We start from the raw sequence: 21,797 nt of genomic DNA, 5'->3' as shown, positions 1-21,797 counted from the left end.
TCGGCGGACGTGCACAGGCCGTAGCCCGAGGTTTTACCCAGCGTTGTCCACAGACTGTGGTGGATCTTGTGCATCTGGTGGGGAACGCGCGCCCCCTGTCACCCACTGGAGTTTTCCCAGGTGAGACAGGGGGCGAACATGTTTACGGAGGCCGGTGATTCCGTCATACCGGTGTCAACGCTTGATGCGTTATCCACAGATCGTCGTTCTTTTTCCACTGGTCGCCGACTCTGTGGACAAGGCTGTGGATAACTCAGTGCACAGCCTTGGGCAGAGCCGGCCGCGAGCAGGCCGGAGCCGCTACTTCCACTGCGTGGAGACGCCGAACCCCGCCGCGATGAAGCCGAAGCCCACCACGATGTTCCAGTTGCGCAGCGCGTGGATCGGCAGCGAGCCGTCGGTCACGTAGAAGACCACGATCCATGCGAGGCCGATGAGGAACATGGCCAGCATGACCGGTGCGACCCAGCCGCGGTTGTTCATCTTGATGGCCGTCGCCTGCCTGGTCGGGGGCGGCGTGTAGTCGGCTTTCTTGCGGATACGTGACTTCGGCACGAGGGTCTCTCCTGTCGATGCGCTGCGTGGCCGCGCAGGGTACGGGGGCGGGCTCCGGGGCAGCGTACAGGGGACACCGAGCGCTCCCCCGGGCGTCCGTTAGCGTAGTGCTTCCGCGGCGCCGAAGGAGATAAGGGTACGTTGAGCAATACTGCCGACTCCCACGAGGCGGGTCCCGGTTCCCCGGAATCAGGGTCTACCTCGCCCCGCTCACGCCGGTTGAGGCCCGTGCGCGTGCTCAGCGTGGGCGTTTTCGCCCTCGCCGGGCTCCTTTTCATCACGAGCTTCAACACGGCCAAGGGCACCAATATCCGCACGGACTCCTCGCTGCTGAAGCTTTCCGACCTCATTCACGACCGCAGCCACAAGAACGGCCTGCTCGACGAGTCCAATGCCGCGCTGCGCGACGACAACGAGGCACTGGCCAAGCACACCGCCGGTGGCGGCAGCAAGGCCGAGGAGGCCCGGCTGGCGGCGCTGGAGAAGAACGCCGGCACCCAGAGGGTGACCGGCCAGGCCGTCACGGTCACCCTCAACGACGCCCCGCCCGACGCGACCGCCAAGCTCCCCGGTTATCCCGAGCCGCAGCCCGATTATCTGGTCATCCACCAGCAGGACCTGCAGGCCGTCGTGAACGCGCTGTGGGAGGGCGGTGCCTCGGGGATCAAGGTCATGGACCAGCGGCTGATCTCCACCAGCGCCGTGCGCTGCGTCGGGAACACCCTGATCCTCCAGGGCCGTGTCTACTCGCCCCCGTACAAGATCACCGCGATCGGGAACCCGGACAAGCTCCAGAAGGCGCTCGCCGACTCGCCCGCGATCCAGAACTACATGGTGTACGTCAACGTCTACGGACTCGGCTGGAAAGTCACCGAGGACGGGACGGTGACTCTTCCGGGCTACTCGGGCACAGTGGATCTGCACTACGCGAAGCCCGTGGAGTAGAAGCCCGGAACAGCTGCCGCTGGGGGATCTGTGTCGGTGCGCACGCTCGTCAGGACCGTCAGCGAACTGTGCATCACCATCGGCACCCTCATCGTGCTCTTCGTGGTCTACGTCGTGTTCTGGACGGGTGTGAAGGCCGACGGCGCGATGCACGACCAGATCGACCGGCTGCAGCGGCTGTGGTCGAAGGGGACCGTGACGCCATCGGCGGCACCTCGCGGTTCCGCGAGTCCGGCGCCGTACGCCCCCGGCCGGGCGTTCGCCGTCATGTACATCCCGCGGCTCGGTTTCACGTGGAACAAGCCGGTGCTCGAGGACACGGCCGTGGACACCCTGAAGAAGGGCCTCGGCCACTATGCGGGCACCGCCCAGCTCGGCCAGGAGGGCAACTTCGCCGTCGCCGGCCACCGGCGCACCTACGGCGACCCCTTCAAGGACTTTCCGCGGCTGCGGCGCGGGGACGCGGTCGTTCTCACCGACGGAACGACCTGGTTCACGTATCGGATCGACAAAGGCCCTTACAAAACCGTGCCCGCGGACGTTGAAGTAATCGACCCTGTGCCACGTACGTCGGGGTATACGCGTCCGGGCCGATATCTGACGCTGACGACGTGCGATCCGGAATGGGGGCACAGCCACCGGCTGATCGTCTGGGCGCACCTGGATTCCACACAGCCTGTGGAGGCAGGCGAACCGGCGGCCCTGCGCCGTTAGTCTGGTGGCGTACGGCGTGAGTCTGGTGCCGTGGTGAGACGGAAGGGACGGCATGTACGGCTGGATCTGGCGGCATCTGCCGGGCAACGCATGGCTGAAGGCACTGATCTCCCTCGTGCTGGTCCTGGCCGTGGTCTACGTCCTCTTCCAGTACGTCTTCCCGTGGGCCGAACCGCTGTTGCCCTTCAACGATGTGACGGTGGACAACCAGTGAGCGCGCGCATCCTAGTCGTCGACAACTACGACAGCTTCGTCTTCAACCTGGTGCAGTACCTGTACCAGCTGGGCGCCGCATGCGAAGTGCTGCGCAACGACGAGGTGTCGACGGCGCATGCGCAGGACGGCTTCGACGGTGTGCTGCTCTCTCCCGGGCCCGGCACCCCCGAGGAGGCGGGTGTCTGCATCGAGATGGTGCGGCACTGCGCCGCGACCGGCGTCCCCGTCTTCGGTGTCTGTCTCGGCATGCAGTCGATGCAGGTGGCGTACGGCGGTGTCGTCGACCGTGCGCCGGAGCTGCTGCACGGCAAGACCTCGCTGGTCGAGCACGAGGGCAAGGGCGTCTTCGCCGGACTGCCCTCCCCCTTCACGGCGACCCGGTACCACTCGCTGGCCGCGGAACCGGAGACGGTGCCGGCCGAGCTGGAGGTCACGGCGCGCACACACGACGGGATCATCATGGGGCTCAGGCATCGCGAACTCCCGGTCGAGGGTGTTCAGTTCCATCCCGAGTCGGTGCTGACGGAACACGGCCACCGGATGCTGGCCAACTGGCTGACCCAGTGCGGTGACCGGGGGGCCGTGGCGAGATCGGCGGGGCTCGCCCCGGTGGTGGGCAGGGCCACGGCGTGACCGCACTGCGCCCCGAGCACGAGACCGGCGCCCCGTACGGGCGCGCCGCCGAATCCGGACCCTCGTACGGGCAGCAGCCGTACGAGGGCGCCGGCGCGTGGCACGAGGGGCAGGAGTGGTCCGGCTACGAGCACCCCGGGGACGGCGGCGCGGGGCAGGTCGGGGCGCAGCCGTACGGACAGCGGACACAGCAGACGCCGTACGACGCGACGACGGTGCTGCCTTCGTATGACGAACCCGCGTCCGCCCCCTCGTACGGCCCACCGGCCCCCAGGGACGGCTCGATGCCCCTGAGGGGGCTCGTGGACGACGAGACCGTCGCGCTGCGCGCCACGGACGTCGGGGCGGCGCGGCTGGCCGCGGACCGCGTCGGTGGGGCGGCGCCCGCACCGGCGCCGGGAGGCCGTGCCGCGCGGCGCAAGGCGGCCAGGAGGCACGGACGGCGCGGAAACGGGCCCCGGACGGCCGAGAGGCCCGCTGAGGCGGCTGAGACGGCCTTGGGGGCGCCCAGGTCCCGTATGGAGGCCAGGCGGGCCGCACGGGCCCAGAAACCCGGTGCGGCGGTCCTGGTGAGCCGCTTGGTGGGCGAACTGTTCATCACCACCGGTGTGGTGATGCTGCTGTTCGTGACGTACCAGCTGTGGTGGTCGAACGTACGGGCGCACCAGGAGGCGGGAAGCGCCGCGAAGCACCTCCAGCAGGACTGGGCGAACGGAAGGCGGGAGCCGGGCGAGTTCGCCCCCGGCCAGGGGTTCGCCCTCCTGCACATCCCCAAGCTGGACGTGGTCGCGCCGATCGCGGAGGGCACCAGCAAGACGAAGGTGCTCGACAAGGGCATGGTCGGGCACTACGGGGAAGGCAGCCTGAAGACGGCGATGCCGGACGCGAAGGCGGGCAACTTCGGGCTCGCGGGCCACCGGAACACGCACGGCGAGCCGTTCCGGTACATCAACCGCCTGAAGCCGGGCGACCCGATCGTGGTGGAGACGCAGGACACGTACTTCGTCTACAAGATGACGTCGATCCTGCCGGTGACGTCGCCGTCCAACACGAGCGTGCTCGCCCCGATACCCAAGGGCTCCGGCTTCACCACGCCCGGCCGTTACATCACGCTGACGACCTGCACCCCGGAATTCACCAGCACATACCGGATGATCGTCTGGGGCAAGATGGTCGAGGAGCGGCCGCGCAGCAAGGGCAAGCCGGACGCGCTCATCTCGTAGGGCACGCGGACTCGCGAACTCGTGGGTACCTGGAACAGACGGGGCAGATGCAGTGGGAGTGACGACCGACCACGACGAGCAGACCGGCGCACCGTCGCCGGGCTCCGCCTCCCCCTCCCGGCCGCGCCGCCGCGGGCGCGGGCGGATCGCGGCGGCCGTCAGCGTCTTCGGTGAACTGCTCATCACGGCGGGCCTGGTCCTCGGTCTGTTCGTTGTCTACTCCCTGTGGTGGACGAACGTGATAGCGGACCGCAAGGCCGACCGGGAGGGCGACAAGGTGCGCAACCACTGGGCGGCCGAGCAGGACACCGGGCCGGGCGCGCTGGACACCAAGGGCGGCATCGGCTTCCTGCACGTGCCGTCGATGAAGAACGGCGATGTGCTCGTCGAGAAGGGCACGTCGACGGACGTCCTCAACGACGGTGTGGCCGGCTACTACACGGACCCCGTCAAGGCGACGCTGCCGATGACGGGCACGACCGGCAACTTCTCGCTGGCCGCGCACCGCGACGGGCACGGGGCGAAGTTCCACAACATCGACAAGGTGCGCGAGGGCGATCCGGTCGTCTTCGAGACGAAGGACAACTGGTACGTCTACAAGGTCTTCGCGATCCTCCCGGAGACGTCGAAGTACAACGTGAAGGTCCTCACGGCGATCCCGAAGCAGGCGGGCGTGAAGAAGCCGGGCCACTACATCACGCTGACGACGTGCACCCCGGTCTACACCTCGCAGTACCGCTACATCGTGTGGGGTGAGCTGGAGCGGGTGCAGAAGGTGGACAGCAAGCGGACGCCGCCGGAGGAACTGCGCTGAGCGCGGTTCCTCCCCGGAGCGAAACGACGAAGGAGCCCCAGTACCCATGGAGGGTGCTGGGGCTCCTTCATGACAGCGGGTGGGTCAGTTCCTCCAGCCGGTCACCCCGCCGAAGAAGTTCGCGCCGCCGTCGTTTCCGCCGTTGCCCTGGCCGGGGCCGGTGAACACGGTCACCACGGTGTTCGGGGCGGCCGGCGAGCCCGGAGGCGGATTCGACCCGATGACGATGGAGTTGTCGTCCGTGGGGCCGCTGACGTTGACCTGGAAGCCCGCCTTCTGAAGCGCCGCCCGGACGTCCTTGAGCTTCTGGCCCACGATGTTGTTCGGGATCGTGCCCTGGCCGTTCTGGGCCTGCTTGCCGATCTGGATCTGGACCGTGGAGCCCTTCTTGACCGTCTCGCCCTTCGCGGGGCTGGTCTGGATGACCTTGCCGACCTGGTTCGGGTCCTGGGTCTCCACCTCGACGCAGTTGCCGGTGAGGTTGTTGTCCTTCATCTGCTGCCTGGCACTGTCGCAGCCCTGACCGGTCACGTCCGGCACGGTCGCCGTCTCCACGGCCTTGGCGACCGTGAGGGTGATCGTGGTGCCCTTCTCGACCTTCTTGCCGAACGGCGGATCCGTCTCCAGGACCGTGCCCGCCTCCTGAGCGGACTCCTTCTGCCTGCGCTCGACCTTGAACTGGTAGTCGTCGCCCTCGAGCTTCGTCGTGGCGTCGTTGACGTCCTGTCCGACGACGTCCGGCACCGTCACCTTGGGTGCGCCCGTCGAGACCACCAGGTTGACCGTGCTGTTCTTCTTGACCTCGGTGTTCGGCTTCGGGTCCTGGGTGCAGATGTTGCCCTTCTTCTGGTCGTCGCAGGGCTGCTGCGTGAAGGACAACTTCAGCTCGGCATTGCTCGCCTGCTGCTGCGCATCGGACTGGGTCTGGCCGACGAAGTTGGGTACGGGGACCGTGTCATTGCCCACTCCGCCGCCGCTGAACATCCACTTGCCGATGAGGATCGCGCCGATCAGCACCAGCACACCGGCGAGGACCAGCAGGATCGTCGATGTGTTCGACTTCTTCTGGCGGCGGCGGTCCGGGCGCTCCTCGTAGCCGAAGCCGCCGTCATCGGGGCTCATCGGCGGCAGCATCGTGGTGGCGCCGCCGGGGTCCGTGCGCAGGGCCGTCGTCGCCTGATCGTCGTGGTAGCCGCCGTAGCCGACGGAACCCATGGCCGCCGTGGCCGCGACCGGCTGGCCGTCGAGGCAGGCCTCGATGTCGGCACGCATCTCATCGGCGCTCTGGTACCGGTAGTCCGGGTCCTTGACCAGCGCCTTCAGCACGATCGCGTCCATCGCGGGCGTGATCTCGGGGTCGAAGATGCTCGGAGGCTGGGGCTCCTCGCGGACGTGCTGGTAGGCGACCGCGACCGGCGAGTCGCCCACGAACGGAGGGCGTACCGTCAGAAGTTCGTACAGCAGGCAACCGGTCGAATACAGGTCCGACCGCGAGTCGACCTGTTCGCCCTTCGCCTGCTCCGGCGAGAGGTACTGGGCCGTGCCGATCACCGCCGCCGTCTGCGTCATCGTCATACCGGAGTCGCCCATGGCGCGGGCGATGCCGAAGTCCATGACCTTGACCTGGCCGTTGCGCGTCAGCATGACGTTCGCGGGCTTGATGTCGCGGTGGACGATGCCGTTGCGGTGGGCGTACTCGAGGCCCTGGAGGATGCCGATGGTCATCTCCATGGCCCGCTCCGGCAGCAGCTTGCGGCCGCTGTGAAGCAGCTCACGCAGCGTGGACCCGTCGACGTACTCCATCACGATGTACGGGATCGAGACCCCGTCGATGTAGTCCTCGCCCGTGTCGTACACCGCGACGATCGCGGGATGGTTGAGTGAGGCGGCCGACTGGGCCTCCCGGCGGAACCGGGCCTGGAACGACGGATCGCGTGCGAGGTCCGCCCGCAGCGTCTTCACCGCCACGGTGCGGCCGAGCCTGGTGTCGTGCGCGAGGTAGACCTCGGCCATGCCACCACGGCCGAGCACCTGGCCCAGCTCGTACCGGCCGCCGAGGCGACGTGGCTCTTCCATCAGAGTTCTTGCGCGGGTGCCCGCAGCCGTCAGGCTGGGGGCTGATGGCGTCCCGTGGCTCCGGTGCTTCAGTACAGAGCACGGCGGCCCGACGGGATGCTTCTAGAGCCGCGCGTCCTCCTTCCTGGTGGTGTAGGCGTATCCGTCGCCTCGCTGGAGCAGGCGCAGGTTGCTGTGGTGCGTGTCGGCGTACCCGCCGGGGACAGGGATGCGATGGGTGCCGGAAGCGCGAACAGCAACGCGACCGGTGTACGTACCTTGGTACTTGCCGCGCGGGATGTCGGCTCGTACGAGATCGCCAGTGGAGAAACCGTAGTGCTGTTTCTGACGCGGCAGGTACAGCCTGGGGAAGCCGTGCTTGTCCGTGCGCGTGCGGGCGTAGGAGCCGCGCCCGCACGCTGAGGTGACCAACACCATGTCGGGGTGTCGGACGATGCGGGTGGATGTGCTGATCTCGCCGACCGCGAGGGCGTCAAGTGTGTGCGATTTCGCCAGGCCCTGCACGGCTCGGTTGTACTTGGTTCTCCCGCCGGACCAGGCGGATACGGGGAGCCCCGGACTCTTGAGCGCCTGCCAGAGTTGCCAACGGGTGGCATTCATGGCCGCCGCGTCCCCGAGCGGGGCCTGCGCTTGTGCCAGGAGTCGCGCCAGCCGTGCGGGCTTGCCTGCCAGGAACTCCTCCACCGGCCGCGCGTCTTTGGCCTGGTTGCAGGGACCACAGGCAAGGGTCAGATTGCTCACACGGTCAGAACCCCCGCGAGCACGGGGGCGGATGTGGTCGATTTGGAGTGGGACGTTCTTTGCCCCACAGTAGGCGCAGGTACGCCCCCATTTCTCCAGCAAGTACTGGCGAACCTCGTACCCCGCAAGAGCACCCTGCTGATATTCCACGCCATTCAGGTCCTCACGGCCCAGGCTCAGTGCGTGGGTATCGAACGCGGCCCGCTCGAGGTGCAGTTCGGTAACGGGAAACAGCATCATGAGTCGAGTGACAATGCTCATGGTGGTGTCAACCCTGTGTTGCAAGGATGGAGCAAGCCAGCCCGCCGGGCGGGATCGGTTGCTGAAACGGGGCGCGCGGTAGCGAAGATTCGCACTACGCCGCCTACGTCGGTAGTTCGCCCGCTGCTGCATACTGCCGTGGACCTGTGAGCCTCGGTGCCGGAGTTCGACGGCAAGCAGGCCGCGGCGGCTGGTTGTGACCTCTCCCATGGCCGGGTCGATGTGCTCGACATCGGTGGTGACGGCGATTCCGGTACCCTTCGACCCTGGGTCGATGCGCACCGAGACAGTGGACACGTCGGAGTCCTCCGCAACGCGGTCTTTCAAACGGATCGCGAACGGAATGGATTGCACGATGACCGCCCGGCCTCGGGCCAGAAGCTTGCGGGCTCTGGCGGGGTGGCAGGGCATTAGCGGACGGCCATTCTTGTCGAGGACGGCGACCATCTGCGCCCCTGCCCCCACCTTGCTGTTATCTGTGCGCAGAGTGCTGCTCTCACGAACAGCGTTCACTCCCTTCGCCACCGCGGACGCGGTCGCGTCGGGGTGTCGCCGTACGCCGGGAAGTGACGTGCGTACGGTCTCCCCTCGCCCATGTTCCATACCGGCTGCGTCACCCTGACGGGTGGCGCGCCCACAGCCCGTTTCGTCCCTGCTCCCGGGGTTGTCTGCTGCCGCAGGTTCCAGAGCCTGCCGCTGAGGAAGCACGGCAGGGTGGGTCTGCTCACCTGTATGAAACGTAGTCACCGAACACCTCCATTCACCGATGACTCGGGCTGGTCAACCATGGGCTTGACCACCTGTGGCGGACTAACCCCGACCTTTTCAGGCCGGGGAGCGGCTGACAGCTTCCTACCAGCCCTTCGAGTGGTGCTGTCCGGGGGATACGGTACCCGGCTCGCTGTGTGTGACCTGGCCACATCCGCCACCTGATACAGGACCGGTATCGCAACGTGCACCGATGTGAAGGGGACGTGACGGGGGTCACTTCTTGCTGTTGATGACCGCCTCCATGACGTTCTTCGCGATAGGGGCGGTGAGGCCGCCTCCGGAGATGTCGTCGCGGTTGGCGTTGTCGTCCTCGATCACCACGGCTACGTCGACTGGCCAGCTGCCGTCGGGGAGCTTGGCCTACGAGATGAACCAGGCGTACGGCTTCTCGCTGCTGTTCAGACCGCGCTGACCGGATCTGGGCGTTCAGCTCGGGCAGCGGCCGACTCAGCTCCTGCAACTGCGTACGCGATACGACGTCCAGATTGGGCGCCTGCAGCTTGTCCGCCATGTACGGCTTCATCAGCTTGCCGTCGTTGGCGACCGCAGGAGGCGACCACGGCCACCTACACGGGGGTCGCGGCGATCTCGAATTGCCCGATCGCCAGCGCGAGGAAGGCATCAGTCTGCGGGTTGAGTGACAGGGCCGCGCCCTTGGCGCCGACCGACTGGCGCCGCATGCGAACAGGTCGTGCCCCCTCGGCAGAACTCTGACGAGGGGGCACGACCCGAACGAGAAGGAGCTGCTATCCGCAGTGAGTTGCGACCGTACTCGCGGTCGCAACATCGCTGCCGTAGGGGTTGTCAATCCTGCCGTAGACCATAATGCAGCGGGAAGCTGTGCCGGTAACCGATCGCGGACCCGCGTACGAGTAGTAGTTACCGGTGTCGTTGGCGGACTGGTCGGAGTCGCAGAACTGTCCCGCCGTGGTGCCGGCCACGCACCTCCAGATGTACACCTCCATGTACTTTTTCACGCTCGTGCCAAAGTAGGTGTCGACCGTTACGGCGCAGTTCGTGCCGCCGTTCGCGGTGCTGTAGTAGAGGTAGAGAGTTCCGTACCTGGTTCCGGTTCCGCCGTTGGTTCTGACGGCGTACGAGTCGATCAGGGAGCCGCTACAACCGTAGCCGCTGGCGTGCGCGGCGGGCGCACCCACAAGCGAGAGACCTGCGAAGGCAAGTGCGGATGCGAGAAGGGCGGCGAATTTCTTCTTCATGGAGGGTCCGTCCTCGCTCGAAGGTTTGTTCGGCTGATGCTTCTTCTTGATCATATGGTCTTTATTTGGCTTGACTCAACGGTGAAATTTCGGCCATGACTCAAAACGGATGCCGATTTTATGTCGATTTAATCGAAATGCGCTTAGAATGCTTACCTTTCGGTATGGGCGGCCTTGGAGCCTGAGAGACTGAGCGGCCCCAGCCAGACAACCCCACGCATGACTGTCGCCCGGTACCTGTTCGGTAACGGGCGACAGTTGCGGAAGCGGAGGTGTGTGACGGTGGTCACTTCTTGCTGTTGATGACCGCCTCCATGACGTTCTTCGCGATGGGAGCGGCCAGGCCGCCACCGGAGATGTCGTCACGGTTGGCCTTGTCGTCCTCGACCACCACGGCGACGGCCACCGGCGAGCTGCCGTCGCTGAGCTTGGCATACGAGATGAACCAGGCGTACGGCTTCTCGCTGTTGTTCAGACCGTGCTGCGCGGTACCGGTCTTACCGCCCACGGTGGCGCCCTGGATCTGCGCGTTCGTACCCGTGCCCTTCTGGACGACCGTCTCCATCATCGACTGAAGGATCTGGGCGTTCTTCTCGGACAGCGGCCGGCTCAGTTCCTGCGGCTGGGTCTGCTCCAGGGTGTCGAGGTTCGACGACTGCAGCTTGGCCACCATGTACGGCTTCATCAGCTTCCCGTCGTTCGCGACCGCCGAGGCGACCATCGCCATCTGCAGCGGGGTCGCGGCGGTCTCGAACTGTCCGATCGAGCTGAGCGCGGTCTGCGGCTTGTCCATCTTCTCGGGGAAGTTGGAGGCGTTGGCGCGCACCGGCGTGTACTGCTCGGAGTCGAAGCCGAACTTCTGCGCCTCCGCCAGCATCTTGTCCTTGCCGAGGTCGGCGCCGATCTTGCCGAAGACGGTGTTGCAGGACACCCGCAGCGCCTCGCGCATGGACGCGTTCTTGCAGCGGATGTTGCCCTCGTTCTTCAGCTCGGTCGTGGTGTTCGGCAGGATGTATGGGAGGGGGGAGTCGGTATCCTGATCCGCCGACGTGTACAGCCCGTCCTCCAAGGCGGCCGCCGCGGTGACCACCTTGAAGGTGGAGCCCGGCGGGTAGGTCTCGCGCAGCGCCCGGTTCAGCATCGGGTCGCTCGGGTTGTTCTTCTTCTGCAGCGCCGTCCAGGCCTTGGAGTCGACCGAGGTGGAGTTGCCCGCGAAGGACGACGGGTCGTACGAGGGGTAGGAGGCCAATGCCAGGATCGCGCCGGTCTGCGGGTCCAGCGCCACCGCCGCGCCCTTGCCGCCGACGTTCTTCAGACCGTTGTAGGCGGCCTTCTGCGCGGCGGCGTTCAGCGTGGTGACGACGTTGCCGCCCTGCCTCGGCTTGCCCGTCAGCATGTCGAGGGTGTTGCGGAAGAAGAGCCGGTCGTCGTCGCCGGTGAGGATGCCGTCCTCGATCGACTCCAGCTGCGTGGCGCCGAACGCCTGGGAGGCGTATCCGGTGACCGGCGCCCACATCGGGCCGTTCTTGTACGTGCGCTTGTACGCGAAGTCGTTGAGGCTGTCGGTGGGCGTCTTCTTGGACCCGGTGATCGGGTTTCCGTCGACGACGATGTCGCCCCGCGGTGTCGAGTACCGGGCGATCAGGACACGGCGGTTCTGCGGGTCGCTGCGCAGAGTGTCGGCCTGGACGTACTGGAGCCAGTTGTCGCGGACGAGCAGTGCGAGGACGAGGAGCCCGCAGAAGATCGCGATCCGGCGCAGGGGCTTGTTCACGGGCGGACCACCTGGGTCATCTCGGCGTCGGGGTTCGGGGCGGGGGACGGGGCCGGGCGGCGCGCGGTGTCGCTGATGCGGATCAGGATGCCGATCAGCGCCCAGTTGGCGATGACGGACGAACCACCGTACGCGAGGAACGGCATCGTCATACCGGTCAGCGGGATGAGCCCCATGACACCGCCCGCGACGACGAAGACCTGGAGCGCGAAGGCGCCGGACAGGCCGACCGCGAGCAGCTTGCCGAACGGGTCGCGGGCGGCGAGGGCGGTGCGCACGCCGCGCTCCACGATCAGACCGTAGATCAGCAGGATCGCCATGATGCCCGCCAGGCCCAGCTCCTCGCCGAACGTGGCGAGGATGAAGTCGGAGTTGGCGGCGAACCGGATCAGTTCGGAGTGGCCCTGGCCGAGGCCGGTCCCGAGGGTGCCACCGGAGCCGAACGCCCACAGTGCCTGCATGGCCTGCTCGGAGTGGCCGCCGACACCCTGACGGCTGAGCGTGTACTCCTTCATCGGGTCGAGCCAGGCCTGGACACGCATCTTCACATGCGGTTCGAAGCTCGCCACACCCACGGCACCGGCCGCGGACATCAGCAGACCGAAGAAGATCCAGCTGGTCCGCTCGGTGGCGACGTACAGCATGATGACGAACATTCCGAAGAACAGCAGCGACGTGCCGAGGTCGGTCTCGAAGACCAGGATCAGGATCGAGATCGCCCAGACCACGAGGATCGGACCGAGGTCGCGGCCGCGCGGCAGGTACAGGCCCATGAAGCGGCGGCTGGCCAGGGCGAGCGCGTCCCGCTTGACCATCAGATAACCGGCGAAGAAGACCGCCAGCACGATCTTGGCGAACTCGCCGGGCTGGATGGTGAATCCGCCGATCGAGATCCAGATCTTGGCGCCGTAGACGTTCAGCCCGAGGCCCGGCACCAGCGGGAGCAGCAGCAGGAACAGCGCGGCCACCATGGAGATGTAGGTGTAGCGCTGCAGGGTGCGGTGATCCTTCAGGAAGATCAGCACCATCACGAACAGTGCGATGCCCATCGCCGTGTACAGCAGCTGGTTGGTCGCCTTGCCGCCCGCGACATGGATGGACTGCAGAAGCTTGGACTGGTCGAGCCGCCAGATGACAACCAGACCGAGTCCGTTCAGCAGTGTGGCCAGCGGCAGCAGCAACGGGTCCGCGTACGGCGCGAACTTGCGGACGACCAGATGCCCGACGCCGGCCAGCAGGCCGAGACCGAGGCCGTAGCTGAGCAGTCCGGCCGGTACCGAACCACTGATGGCCAGGCCCACATTGGCGTAGGCGAACACCGGGATGACGACGGCGAACACCAGCAGCGCCAACTCGGTGTTGCGCCGGCTCGGTGCGCCGATCGCGCCGATCGTGGACGTGTGGTGCGTCGTCGTGTTCGTACTGCTGCTCATGGTGTGACAGGGCCCCTCACGGCTTGCTTACTGCTTTCCGCACAGTGAGACGACCTTCTGCTCTTCCTCCGAGAGGCTGGGGCCGGGTGTGGGGGTGGGTGCGGTTGGGGTCTTGGTCGCCGATCCCGAGGGATTCGGGGTCGGCGAGGCCTTGGACGTCAACGAGGCCTTCGTGGTTCCCGTGGTGCCCCCGGCCTGGCCCTCGCCGGTGCTGGACTGGTTCTCGCTCTCGGCCTTCCGGCGCTCGTTCTCCTTCTTGCACGCGGACGCCTGCACGGCCAGCTCGGAGACTTTCGACTGCGCCGCCGAAAGACCGCCCTCGGCGATGGTCGCCTTGACCTGCTTCTGCTGATACGGAGGCAGGTACTTGAGTTCGATCTCGGGGTGGTCCTTCTGCACCTTCGACAGCGACACCCAGGCCAGGTCCTGGCTGATACCGCGGTACAGCGCCACGTGCTCACCGTTGGCGCCGACGTAGTACTGCGTCTGCGTCCACCGGTAGGCGCCGTAGCACCCACCGCCGATGACGGCGAGCGCGAGAACGGTGGAGAAGGATCTCTTCAGCCACTTGCGGCCCCGGCGCGGCTTGACGAAGTCCTCGTCGGAGTAGTCACCGAAGCTGCCCGCCGGGGTGTAGCCGGTGGTGTCGCCGCTGCCGGGCGGGCCGAACTCGCCGCCACCGCCCTGTCCGGGCATCTGGCGGCCGAGGCCCGAGGCGCGGCCGGCGGGCGTCTGCATGATGCCGTTGTCGTGCAGGTGGAGCTGGTTCTCGGCGACCGCACCCACCACGACCGGAGTGTCGGAGAGCTGCCCCGCGAGGGTGTCCCCGGTGTCCAGGTCGAGGACGTCGGCCACGATGACCGTGATGTTGTCCGGGCCGCCGCCGCGCAGCGCGAGCTGGATCAGCTCCTGCACGGTCTCCTGCGGGCCCTGGTAGCTGGCGAGGGTCTCCTCCATGGTCTGGTGGGAGACGACCCCGGACAGTCCGTCGGAGCAGATCAGATACCGGTCGCCTGCCCGCACCTCACGGATGGACAGGTCGGGTTCGACGTGGTCGCCACTGCCCAGCGCGCGCATCAGAAGGGAGCGCTGCGGGTGGGTGGTGGCCTCCTCCTCCGTGATGCGGCCCTCGTCGACGAGCCGCTGCACCCAGGTGTGGTCCTGGGTGATCTGCGTAAGGACGCCGTCCCGCAGCAGATAGGCCCGGGAGTCGCCGACGTGGACGAGGCCCAGCCGCTGACCGGTCCACAGCAGGGCGGTGAGCGTGGTCCCCATGCCCTCGAGCTGGGGGTCCTCCTCGACCATCGCCCGCAACTGGTCGTTGGCGCGCTGCACCGCAGAGCCGAGCGAGGTGAGAATGTCGGAGCCGGGGATGTCGTCGTCGAGCGGGACGATGGTGGAGATCACCTCGGAGGAGGCGACCTCGCCGGCCGCCTGGCCGCCCATCCCGTCCGCGATCGCGAGCAGGCGCGGACCGGCGTAACCGGAGTCCTCGTTGCCCTCGCGGATCATGCCTTTGTGCGATCCGGCGGCGAAGCGCAGTGACAGACTCATGCGCACCTCGCCCGTCGGCTCCGGGTACATCCGCACGGTGCCCACCCTCCGGTCGGGAGCGCGCCGGGGCCCGGGATGTGGGCCACCGCTGCGTGCTCGCTCCGCTCGCTCATTGTCGTACTACTTCCGCAGCTCGATCACGGTCTTGCCGATGCGGATCGGCGCACCCGGTGGAATCGGTGTGGGGGTCGTCAGCCGGGTCCGGTCGAGGTACGTGCCGTTCGTGGACCCGAGGTCCTCGACGATCCACTGCCCGTCCCGGTCGGGATAGATCCTGGCGTGCCGGCTCGAGGCGTAGTCGTCGTCCAGCACGATAGTGCTGTCATGGGCACGGCCGAGCGTGATGGTCTGGCCCTGCAGCGCGACCGTCGTGCCCGTCAGGGAGCCCTCGGAGACGACCAGGTTGGTGGGGGCACCACGGCGCTGACGGCCGCCGCCCGACTGCTGGCGCTGCGGCGGGGGCGCCGCCTGACGGGCGGCCTGCTGAGGCCGCCCGTTGTCCCGGCGCGAGCCGCGCTGTGTGACACGCGTACCGAACAGGTCGCTGCGGATGACCTGCACGGCCACGATCACGAACAGCCACAGTACGGCCAGGAAACCCAGCCGCATGACCGTGAGGGTCAGCTCTGACATTGCCCCCGCTTCACCCTTCGGCTTGCCGGTAAATGATGGTGGTGCTGCCCACGACGATCCGCGAGCCGTCGCGGAGCGTAGCGCGGGTGGTGTGCTGTCCGTCCACCACGATGCCGTTGGTGGACCCGAGATCCTGGATCGTCGAGGGCGTTCCGGTCCGGATCTCACAGTGCCGGCGCGAGACGCCGGGGTCGTCGATCCGCACGTCGGCTTCGGTGCTGCGGCCCAGCACCAGCGTCGGGCGGGAGATCTGATGGCGGACGCCGTTGATCTCGACCCAGTAGCGGGTGCGCCCGCCCGCCGTGGGCGCGGTCGCCGGCCGCTGGCCGTAGGACGCGGCACCCGGCCGCGCACCGGGCGGCGGCGCGGACGGCATGGGCGGGACACCCGGGGAGCCGACGGCCGGCGAGTAGCCGTAGCCGCCGGGGCTCTGCCGGCCCGCCGGAGCGGACGCAGGAGCCTGCTGGTCGGTGGAGGAGGCGAGCGTACGGCTGCGCACCCGGTACAGACCGGTGTCGAGGTCGTCGGCCTTCTCCAGGTGGACCTTGATGGGCCCCATGAAGGTGTAGCGCTGCTGCTTGGCGTAGTCGCGCACCATGCCGGCCAGCTCGTCCCCGAGCTGCCCCGAGTAGGGACTGAGCCGCTCGAAGTCCGGCGCGCTCAGCTCCACGATGAAGTCGTTGGGGACGACGGTCCGGTCGCGGTTCCAGATGGTCGCGTTGTTGTCGCACTCCCGCTGGAGCGCTCCGGCGATCTCCACAGGCTGGACCTCGGACTTGAACACCTTGGCGAAGGTGCCGTTGACCAGACCTTCGAGACGCTGCTCGAACTTCTTCAGGACTCCCACAGGGCACCTCCTCCTTCGCTGTCGTCCTGCGTTCTGCTTCGTACCTGGTACTGCTTACTGATCGTATCCACGCGCCGGAAAATCGGCTGGTTCCCCCTGTCGGCCCTGTCGACGGGTGTCGACGCCACGGGGGGTTCCCTGCCGACGACCCCTTCGAACTCATTCCGGACGTACTCCTTGCGCGTACTTCTCGGATGCACTCCTGGCATGGATCGTAGAGGCGGCTGCAGACCAGTGTCCCGCACCTGACCGTGGACCCTGTCCGTCTCCTGGGGAGATGCGTCGGACCGGTACGAGGTTGATACGTGAGCAGGCACAGGTCGAGATGTTGTGAGACACGACGGGATCGAGGGCGGACGGCGGCAGTCCGCAGCCGGGTCCGGGCGCCGGACGCCGGGGCCGGCCGGAATGCCGAGCACCATCCCTCTGCGCTCGACGATGAGCGGACCGGGTACGGCACAAGCCCGCGGCCGGCCGGCCACGATCTTGGCTGGTCGGCCATGGTCTTGGCCGGTCGGGCCCGGGCCCCGGTTTCCGGGGGTCGGGCCCCGGGCCGGGTGGGATAAGGGATGTGAACGCACCCTCTCCAGCGTGCTAATGTTCTGGATGTCGGAAGGCGCCGGCACCGAGAAGGGCCGGAGCCGGAGGGCACACCCAATGCGCGGGTGGCGGAATAGGCAGACGCGCTGGATTCAGGTTCCAGTGCCCGCAAGGGCGTGGGGGTTCAACTCCCCCCTCGCGCACCACACGAGAAGGTCGTCATCGGATCCCGATGACGACCTTCTCGCCGTTTTCGGCTCGAGGAGAGCATCCTTGGCGCAGTACAGGATGTGAGGAAGCTCTCAGACATGCGGACTTCGGATTCCGGCAGAGGTAGCCGCCTTCGGAGCGGGGGCGGGTGGCGTTCGGGGCGGGCGCTCGTCCCCTTCCGGCCTCCGGGGCCGGGCCGAGCGGTCCGCGGCTTCCGGTGCGTTTGATGCCTGACCGCCGGGACACCCGGTGGCGCGGTCGGACGGCCGTGGCGCGGTCGGCGAGGCGAACGTGCCGCAACCGACGGGGTTTTCCACAGAGGCCGACTTGTCCACAGGGTCTGACGCCTTCCGGCACCCGGCTGTACGGTCGTCCGCAGTTGATGTTCATACGGCGGCATGGTCAGCGGGGGAGGCGGTCGGTGTGGCCGAGGTCGGTACGGAGGCCGGGGCGGCGGTGCCGCGCCAGGAGGCGAGGATCTCCCCGGTGCGCGGCTTCGCGCGGTGGCCGGTCCAGGGCTCCCCCAAGGAGGAGGGCAAGGCTCTGCGGAGCCGCGTACGCCGCCGGGCACACGCCGAACTGGCGTTGGACGCCTATCGCCCCGACGCGGTCACCGCGGTGCAGGAGTCCAACCGCGGCCGGATTCCCGAGCTCACACCGATACGCGTCGGCAGGATGGCCGCCACACCCTTCGCGTTCCTGCGGGGCTCGGCGGGCCTCATGGCATACGACCTCGCGCGCACCCCGATGACGGGCATCAACGCCCAGATCTGCGGCGACGCACACGCCGCGAACTTCGGCCTGTACGGAGACGCGCGCGGCGGCCTGGTCATCGATCTGAACGACTTCGACGAGACGGTGCACGGCCCCTGGGAATGGGACCTCAAGCGCCTCGCCAGCTCGCTGGTCCTCGCCGGCCGTGAGGCGGGGGCCGACGAGGACACCTGCCGGGCGGCGGCGCACGACGCGGTGGGCGCCTACCGCCGCACCCTGCGCCTGCTGGCCAGGCTCCCGGTCCTGGACGCCTGGAACGCGATCGCCGACGAGGAACTGGTCTCCCACACCGACGCCCACGATCTCCTCGGCACACTGGAACGGGTCTCGGAGAAGGCGCGGAACAACACGAGCGGACGGTTCGCGGCGAAGTCCACCGAACCCGTCGAGGACGGCGGCCGTCGTTTCGTGGACGCATCGCCGGTGCTGCGCCGCATACCTGACGCCGAGGCGGCGGCGGTCGCGGCCTCGCTGGAGGAGTATCTGACGACGCTGTCCGAGGACCGCCTCCCGCTTCTGGCCCGGTACGCGGTGCACGACGTGGCGTTCCGCGTGGTCGGCACGGGCAGCGTGGGCATGCGCTCGTACGTCGTGCTGCTCCTCGACCACCGGGGCGAGCCGCTCATCCTTCAGGTCAAAGAGGCCCGGCCGTCCGCATTGCTCCCCCATCTGGCCACGGCCGGCCACCCGCTGCCGGAGGTGGAGCACGAAGGCCGCCGGGTCGTCCTCGGCCAGAAGCGGATGCAGGTCGTCAGCGACATCCTGCTCGGCTGGACATCGGTCGGCGGACGGCCCTACCAGGTACGGCAGTTCCGCAACCGCAAGGGCAGCGTCGAACCCGCGGCGCTGGCCGCCGACCAGATCGACGACTACGCCCGTATGACCGGAGCGTTGCTGGCCCGCGCCCACGCGCACAGCGCCGACCCGCGCCTGATCTCCGGCTACTGCGGCAAGAACGAGGAACTGGACGAGGCGATAGCCACGTTCGCCGTGTCCTACGCGGACCGCACGGAGGCGGACCACGCGGAACTGGTGGCGGCGGTGCGTGGTGGGCGGATTCAGGGGGAGACGGGGGTCTGAGTTCGGGGGGGGTGGGGAGGGAGGGGGAGGGGGAGGCCCCCAAGCGCTCGAGCCCGCCCCTGGGCGCCCGCTGATCCCGGAAGCCGAGGACTTCGGCGGACCGGGAAACGGCTCTGCGTACGTGTCTTACGCTGGTCCGGTGACGACGCCCGAAGCCGAGCAGAGCCAGTCCCTGTCCGCTGCCGAGGAGCCGGTTGCCGAGGGCGCCGGGTCCGGGGAAGGCGCGGGCCCAGGAGGGGACCGTGCCGGGGGCGAGGCGCGGCCCGAGGAGCGGCTGGAGCGGGCCGTGCGGGCCGCCGAGCAGGCGTTGATCGAGTACGAGATCGCCGTGGAGACGTTCCGCGTCGAGGTCGAGAACTTCTCCCGGCTGCACCACCAGAAGCTGGGCCCGATGTACACGCGCCTCGACGAACTGGAGGCGGAGATCGCCGAGGCGCGGGCCGCCCGTTCCGGCGACCCAGAGGACATACGCCGCGCCCAGGAGGCACGCGCCCGGGTCATGCCGATGCCGGGGGTCGAGGAACTGTTCCACGGCTGGATGGACCCCGAGGAAGGGCTGTTCGCGGAGGCCGAGGCCATGCTGACGGACCGGCCCGTGCGGCCCCCGCAGCGCGTGCGCCCCAGCGATGAGGCCCGCAAGCTCTTCCGCGCGCTCGCCCGCAAGGCCCACCCCGACCTGGCCCAGGACCAGAACGAGCGCAAGCGGCGCGACGAGTTCATCGCCCGGGTCAACGCCGCCTACGCCCGGGGCGACGAGGCCCTGCTGCGGGAACTGTCCGAGGAGTGGGCGGCGGGCCCCGTCCCCCAGGAGCGCAGGCCGAGCCGCAGCGAGGAGCTCTACACACGCCTCGAATGGCTTGCGCAGCGCAAGGAAATGCTCACGCTCGTGGCTCGGGAGCTGGAGGAGAGCGCGATCGGATCGATGCTCCGGCTCGCTCCCGACGATCCCGACCGTCTCCTCGACGACATCGCGGAACAGCTGCTGGCCCAGGTGGCGGAGAGGCAGGCCGAGCTGGAGGCGCTGCGCGGCTGAGCCGACCGCGTCGACAACGGCTTCCTGACGGCGGCCGTGAGGTGATCGTCCGTACGCGGCCGATCGCGTACGGTGCTGGTCATCGGGGGTCGAGGCGCGTTCGGGTTGTCGTCGGGTAGCGTCGAAGCATGCATTTCGGAGCTGGTGTGCCCACGGTCGGGGTCGCGGACCTCAAGGACGGCGACTTCCTGCTGGACGTCCGCGAGGACGACGAGTGGCAGGCGGGTCACGCCGAGGGGGCGCTGCACATCCCCCTCAGCGAGTTCGTCGCACGGTACGGAGAGTTCACTGAGGCGGCGCCGCAGGACGGCAGGGTCCATGTGATCTGCCGCTCCGGTGGCCGTTCGGCTCAGGTCGCGATGTATCTGGTCCAGCAGGGCATCGACGCGTTGAACGTCGACGGCGGCATGCAGGTCTGGGCGGCCGCGGGCCGTCCCCTTGTGGACGCCAAGGGCGAGTTGGGCTTCGTGCTGTAGACCGGGGTCCGTGGGCCGCCTCGGGGCGGGCCGCCGCTCATCTCAGTGGATGTGTCGCGAGCAGGTCGCCCAGTGTCTCCTCGTGTGCGGCGGCCGGGCCGAGCGAGAGTTCCAGGTGCTTGGCCCACGCGTGGTAGCGGTGCAGTGGGTAGTCGACGTCGGCGCCGAAGCCCCCGTGCAGATGCTGCGCCGTCTGTACCACCCGCCGTACGCCTTCCGACGCCCAGATCTTCGCCACCGCCACGTCCCCCGACGCCGGCAGCGCACCCGCCGCCCCGGAGCCGATCCGCCATGCGGCCTGCCAGAGTGTGGCTTCCATGGCGCGCAGGTCGATGTACCGGTCGGCGGCCTGTACGGCGACCGCCTGGAACGTGGCGACCGGGTGGCCGAACTGTTCCCGTTTCCCCGTGTACTCGCTCGTCATCCCCAGCACGGCTTCGCCGAGACCGAGCGCGAGCGCGCATGTCCCGGTGGTGAGCAGCAGTCGCAGCCACTCCCAGGCCCCCTCGGCGTCGAGCACGTACCGCGGTGCGAGCCGCGCCGATTCGAGCCGTAGTTCCGCGAGCCGTTCCCCCGTGGTGGAGAACTGTTCGGCCGTTACGACGTCTTCGTGCCCCCGGGGCACCAGGGCGAGGACGGTGCGGCCCGAGTAGTCGGTGTGTGCGGGCAGGAGGACGGCGTCGGCGTTGTACGCCCAGGGCACCGCTGTGTGCATCCCGTCCAGCACCCAGGTGCCGTCTGTGTCCCGGCGTGCGACCACCGCGAGTTCGGCAGGGTCGTGGCCGGTGCGGCCGTGTGCGGCGACCGTGAGGACCTGTTCTCCGCGCCCCGCCCGGGTGAGCAGTTCCTCCTTCAACTCCGGGCTGCCGTAGGCCTGTACTGCTGCGGCCGCGGCTGTGCTCTCCAGCAGCGGTACGCGGGCCAGGACCTTCGCCGACTCCCGCAGCACCATGCAGAGGGCGATCGGGTCGAGGCCCGCCCCGCCGTACTCGGTGTCGAGCAGCAGGCTCAACAGGTCCGCGTCGGCGAGCCGCGCCCACAGCGCCCGGTCGAAATCGTCGGCGACGGCGCCCGAGGCCAGTGCGGGACTGGGCACCCCGTCCGGCGCTACGCGGGCGAACACGGCCTTCGCCGCTTCGAGCGCCGCCTGCTGCTCCTCGCTGAAGGTGAAGTCCACGGCCTGTCCTCCCGGCGGATCCGGTTCCCTGACGGAGCGTCAAGATAGAACAGGTTCTAGAAGAAGGGAACGGCCGGACGAGGCATCGGCGCCACGAGCA

The 21,797-nt window shown here is 68.2% G+C and carries 19 protein-coding genes, 1 tRNA gene and 1 pseudogene; 10 read left to right on the top strand and 11 right to left on the bottom strand.

Translation table 11 applies throughout. The annotated features are described in order from the left end of the window. Positions 1-300: 300 nt before the first annotated feature. The gene (gene crgA, locus VXC91_RS02635; protein WP_329504753.1) at positions 301-555 is read right to left on the bottom strand and encodes a cell division protein CrgA; all 255 of its coding nucleotides are present in this window, start codon (positions 553-555) and stop codon (positions 301-303) included. Between the two features lie 141 nt (positions 556-696). On the opposite strand from crgA, the gene VXC91_RS02630 reads away from it, so the two are divergent. The 6 genes from VXC91_RS02630 to VXC91_RS02605 are packed head-to-tail and all read left to right on the top strand — an operon-like array spanning position 697 to position 5,100. Then, entirely contained in the window at positions 697-1,500 is an 804-nt protein-coding gene (locus VXC91_RS02630) for a DUF881 domain-containing protein (protein WP_329504752.1), read from the top strand. Positions 1,501-1,536: 36 nt separating this feature from the next. Further along, positions 1,537-2,214, top strand: a complete 678-nt coding sequence (locus tag VXC91_RS02625) for a class E sortase (protein ID WP_329504751.1) — start codon at positions 1,537-1,539, stop codon at positions 2,212-2,214. A gap of 52 nt (positions 2,215-2,266) precedes the next feature. Next, positions 2,267-2,428, top strand: a complete 162-nt coding sequence (locus VXC91_RS02620; RefSeq protein ID WP_018569171.1) for a hypothetical protein — start codon at positions 2,267-2,269, stop codon at positions 2,426-2,428. Continuing rightward, positions 2,425-3,063, top strand: a complete 639-nt coding sequence (locus VXC91_RS02615) for an aminodeoxychorismate/anthranilate synthase component II (protein WP_329504747.1) — start codon at positions 2,425-2,427, stop codon at positions 3,061-3,063. Before VXC91_RS02620 ends, VXC91_RS02615 begins: the two co-directional genes overlap by 4 nt. After that, a complete protein-coding gene (locus tag VXC91_RS02610; protein WP_329504745.1) occupies positions 3,060-4,286 on the top strand; it encodes a class E sortase in 1,227 nt (408 codons plus the stop codon). The genes VXC91_RS02615 and VXC91_RS02610 overlap by 4 nt, the downstream gene beginning before the upstream one ends. A 52-nt stretch (positions 4,287-4,338) precedes the next feature. Continuing rightward, complete coding sequence (locus VXC91_RS02605; RefSeq protein WP_329504744.1) at positions 4,339-5,100, top strand: class E sortase; 762 nt, start codon at positions 4,339-4,341, stop codon at positions 5,098-5,100. 84 nt (positions 5,101-5,184) lie between these two features. Here the strand turns inward: VXC91_RS02605 and pknB are convergent, their stop codons facing one another. From pknB to VXC91_RS02560, 9 genes and pseudogenes are all read right to left on the bottom strand, one after another. Further along, positions 5,185-7,176 carry a Stk1 family PASTA domain-containing Ser/Thr kinase gene (pknB, locus tag VXC91_RS02600; RefSeq protein WP_329504742.1) on the bottom strand — a complete coding sequence of 664 codons (1,992 nt, stop codon included), beginning with the start codon at positions 7,174-7,176 and terminating at the stop codon, positions 5,185-5,187. A 102-nt stretch (positions 7,177-7,278) separates the two neighbouring features. Continuing rightward, entirely contained in the window at positions 7,279-8,703 is a 1,425-nt protein-coding gene (gene iscB / locus VXC91_RS02595) for an RNA-guided endonuclease IscB (RefSeq protein WP_329504740.1), read from the bottom strand. Between the two features lie 459 nt (positions 8,704-9,162). Further along, positions 9,163-9,554 (bottom strand): annotated as a pseudogene (locus VXC91_RS02590) (penicillin-binding protein 2); the annotation flags it as partial. Between the two features lie 141 nt (positions 9,555-9,695). Continuing rightward, positions 9,696-10,220, bottom strand: coding sequence for a hypothetical protein (locus tag VXC91_RS02585; protein ID WP_329504738.1), 525 nt, complete (start codon positions 10,218-10,220; stop codon positions 9,696-9,698). A 232-nt stretch (positions 10,221-10,452) separates the two neighbouring features. Continuing rightward, a complete protein-coding gene (locus VXC91_RS02580; protein ID WP_329504737.1) occupies positions 10,453-11,940 on the bottom strand; it encodes a peptidoglycan D,D-transpeptidase FtsI family protein in 1,488 nt (495 codons plus the stop codon). Further along, complete coding sequence (locus VXC91_RS02575) at positions 11,937-13,373, bottom strand: FtsW/RodA/SpoVE family cell cycle protein (RefSeq protein ID WP_329504736.1); 1,437 nt, start codon at positions 13,371-13,373, stop codon at positions 11,937-11,939. The genes VXC91_RS02580 and VXC91_RS02575 overlap by 4 nt, the downstream gene beginning before the upstream one ends. Positions 13,374-13,400: 27 nt before the next feature. Then, positions 13,401-14,957 carry a Stp1/IreP family PP2C-type Ser/Thr phosphatase gene (locus VXC91_RS02570; RefSeq protein WP_329504826.1) on the bottom strand — a complete coding sequence of 519 codons (1,557 nt, stop codon included), beginning with the start codon at positions 14,955-14,957 and terminating at the stop codon, positions 13,401-13,403. A gap of 90 nt (positions 14,958-15,047) precedes the next feature. Then, on the bottom strand, positions 15,048-15,560 hold the full coding sequence (locus VXC91_RS02565; RefSeq protein WP_329504735.1) for an FHA domain-containing protein FhaB/FipA: 513 nt from the start codon (positions 15,558-15,560) through the stop codon (positions 15,048-15,050). A gap of 10 nt (positions 15,561-15,570) precedes the next feature. Beyond that, positions 15,571-16,407, bottom strand: coding sequence for a DUF3662 and FHA domain-containing protein (locus VXC91_RS02560; RefSeq protein ID WP_329504734.1), 837 nt, complete (start codon positions 16,405-16,407; stop codon positions 15,571-15,573). Between the two features lie 659 nt (positions 16,408-17,066). Between VXC91_RS02560 and VXC91_RS02555 the strand changes: the two genes are divergently transcribed. The 4 genes from VXC91_RS02555 to VXC91_RS02540 all read left to right on the top strand — a co-directional run bounded on the left by VXC91_RS02555 (position 17,067) and on the right by VXC91_RS02540 (position 20,520). After that, a tRNA-Leu gene (locus tag VXC91_RS02555) sits at positions 17,067-17,153 on the top strand. Positions 17,154-17,580: 427 nt separating this feature from the next. After that, positions 17,581-19,011, top strand: coding sequence for a DUF2252 domain-containing protein (locus tag VXC91_RS02550; protein WP_329504732.1), 1,431 nt, complete (start codon positions 17,581-17,583; stop codon positions 19,009-19,011). Positions 19,012-19,150: 139 nt separating this feature from the next. Next, the gene (locus VXC91_RS02545) at positions 19,151-20,044 is read left to right on the top strand and encodes a hypothetical protein (RefSeq protein ID WP_329504731.1); all 894 of its coding nucleotides are present in this window, start codon (positions 19,151-19,153) and stop codon (positions 20,042-20,044) included. 146 nt (positions 20,045-20,190) lie between these two features. Next, positions 20,191-20,520 (top strand): rhodanese-like domain-containing protein, encoded by a 330-nt coding sequence (locus VXC91_RS02540; protein WP_329504824.1) that lies wholly within the window; start codon positions 20,191-20,193, stop codon positions 20,518-20,520. A 37-nt stretch (positions 20,521-20,557) separates the two neighbouring features. Here the strand turns inward: VXC91_RS02540 and VXC91_RS02535 are convergent, their stop codons facing one another. Then, positions 20,558-21,697 carry an acyl-CoA dehydrogenase family protein gene (locus VXC91_RS02535; RefSeq protein WP_329504730.1) on the bottom strand — a complete coding sequence of 380 codons (1,140 nt, stop codon included), beginning with the start codon at positions 21,695-21,697 and terminating at the stop codon, positions 20,558-20,560. Between the last annotated feature and the right edge of the window lie 100 nt (positions 21,698-21,797).

Origin of the sequence: Streptomyces chiangmaiensis, from assembly GCF_036281785.1 — a bacterium.
Lineage (GTDB): Bacteria > Actinomycetota > Actinomycetes > Streptomycetales > Streptomycetaceae > Streptomyces > Streptomyces chiangmaiensis.
The sequence above is the reverse complement of the archived record's forward strand: the minus strand, read 5'-3'. Positions and strand labels throughout refer to the sequence as shown.

Bases quoted from the DNA above. Each gene is read 5' to 3' on its own strand.
- VXC91_RS02585 (WP_329504738.1), bottom strand. From the start codon at position 10,220: ATGATCAAGAAGAAGCATCAGCCGAACAAACCTTCGAGCGAGGACGGA.
- VXC91_RS02565 (WP_329504735.1), bottom strand. From the start codon at position 15,560: ATGTCAGAGCTGACCCTCACGGTCATGCGGCTGGGTTTCCTGGCCGTA.
- VXC91_RS02570 (WP_329504826.1), bottom strand. From the start codon at position 14,957: ATGTACCCGGAGCCGACGGGCGAGGTGCGCATGAGTCTGTCACTGCGC.
- VXC91_RS02575 (WP_329504736.1), bottom strand. From the start codon at position 13,373: ATGAGCAGCAGTACGAACACGACGACGCACCACACGTCCACGATCGGC.
- VXC91_RS02620 (WP_018569171.1), top strand. From the start codon at position 2,267: ATGTACGGCTGGATCTGGCGGCATCTGCCGGGCAACGCATGGCTGAAG.
- pknB (WP_329504742.1), bottom strand. From the start codon at position 7,176: ATGGAAGAGCCACGTCGCCTCGGCGGCCGGTACGAGCTGGGCCAGGTG.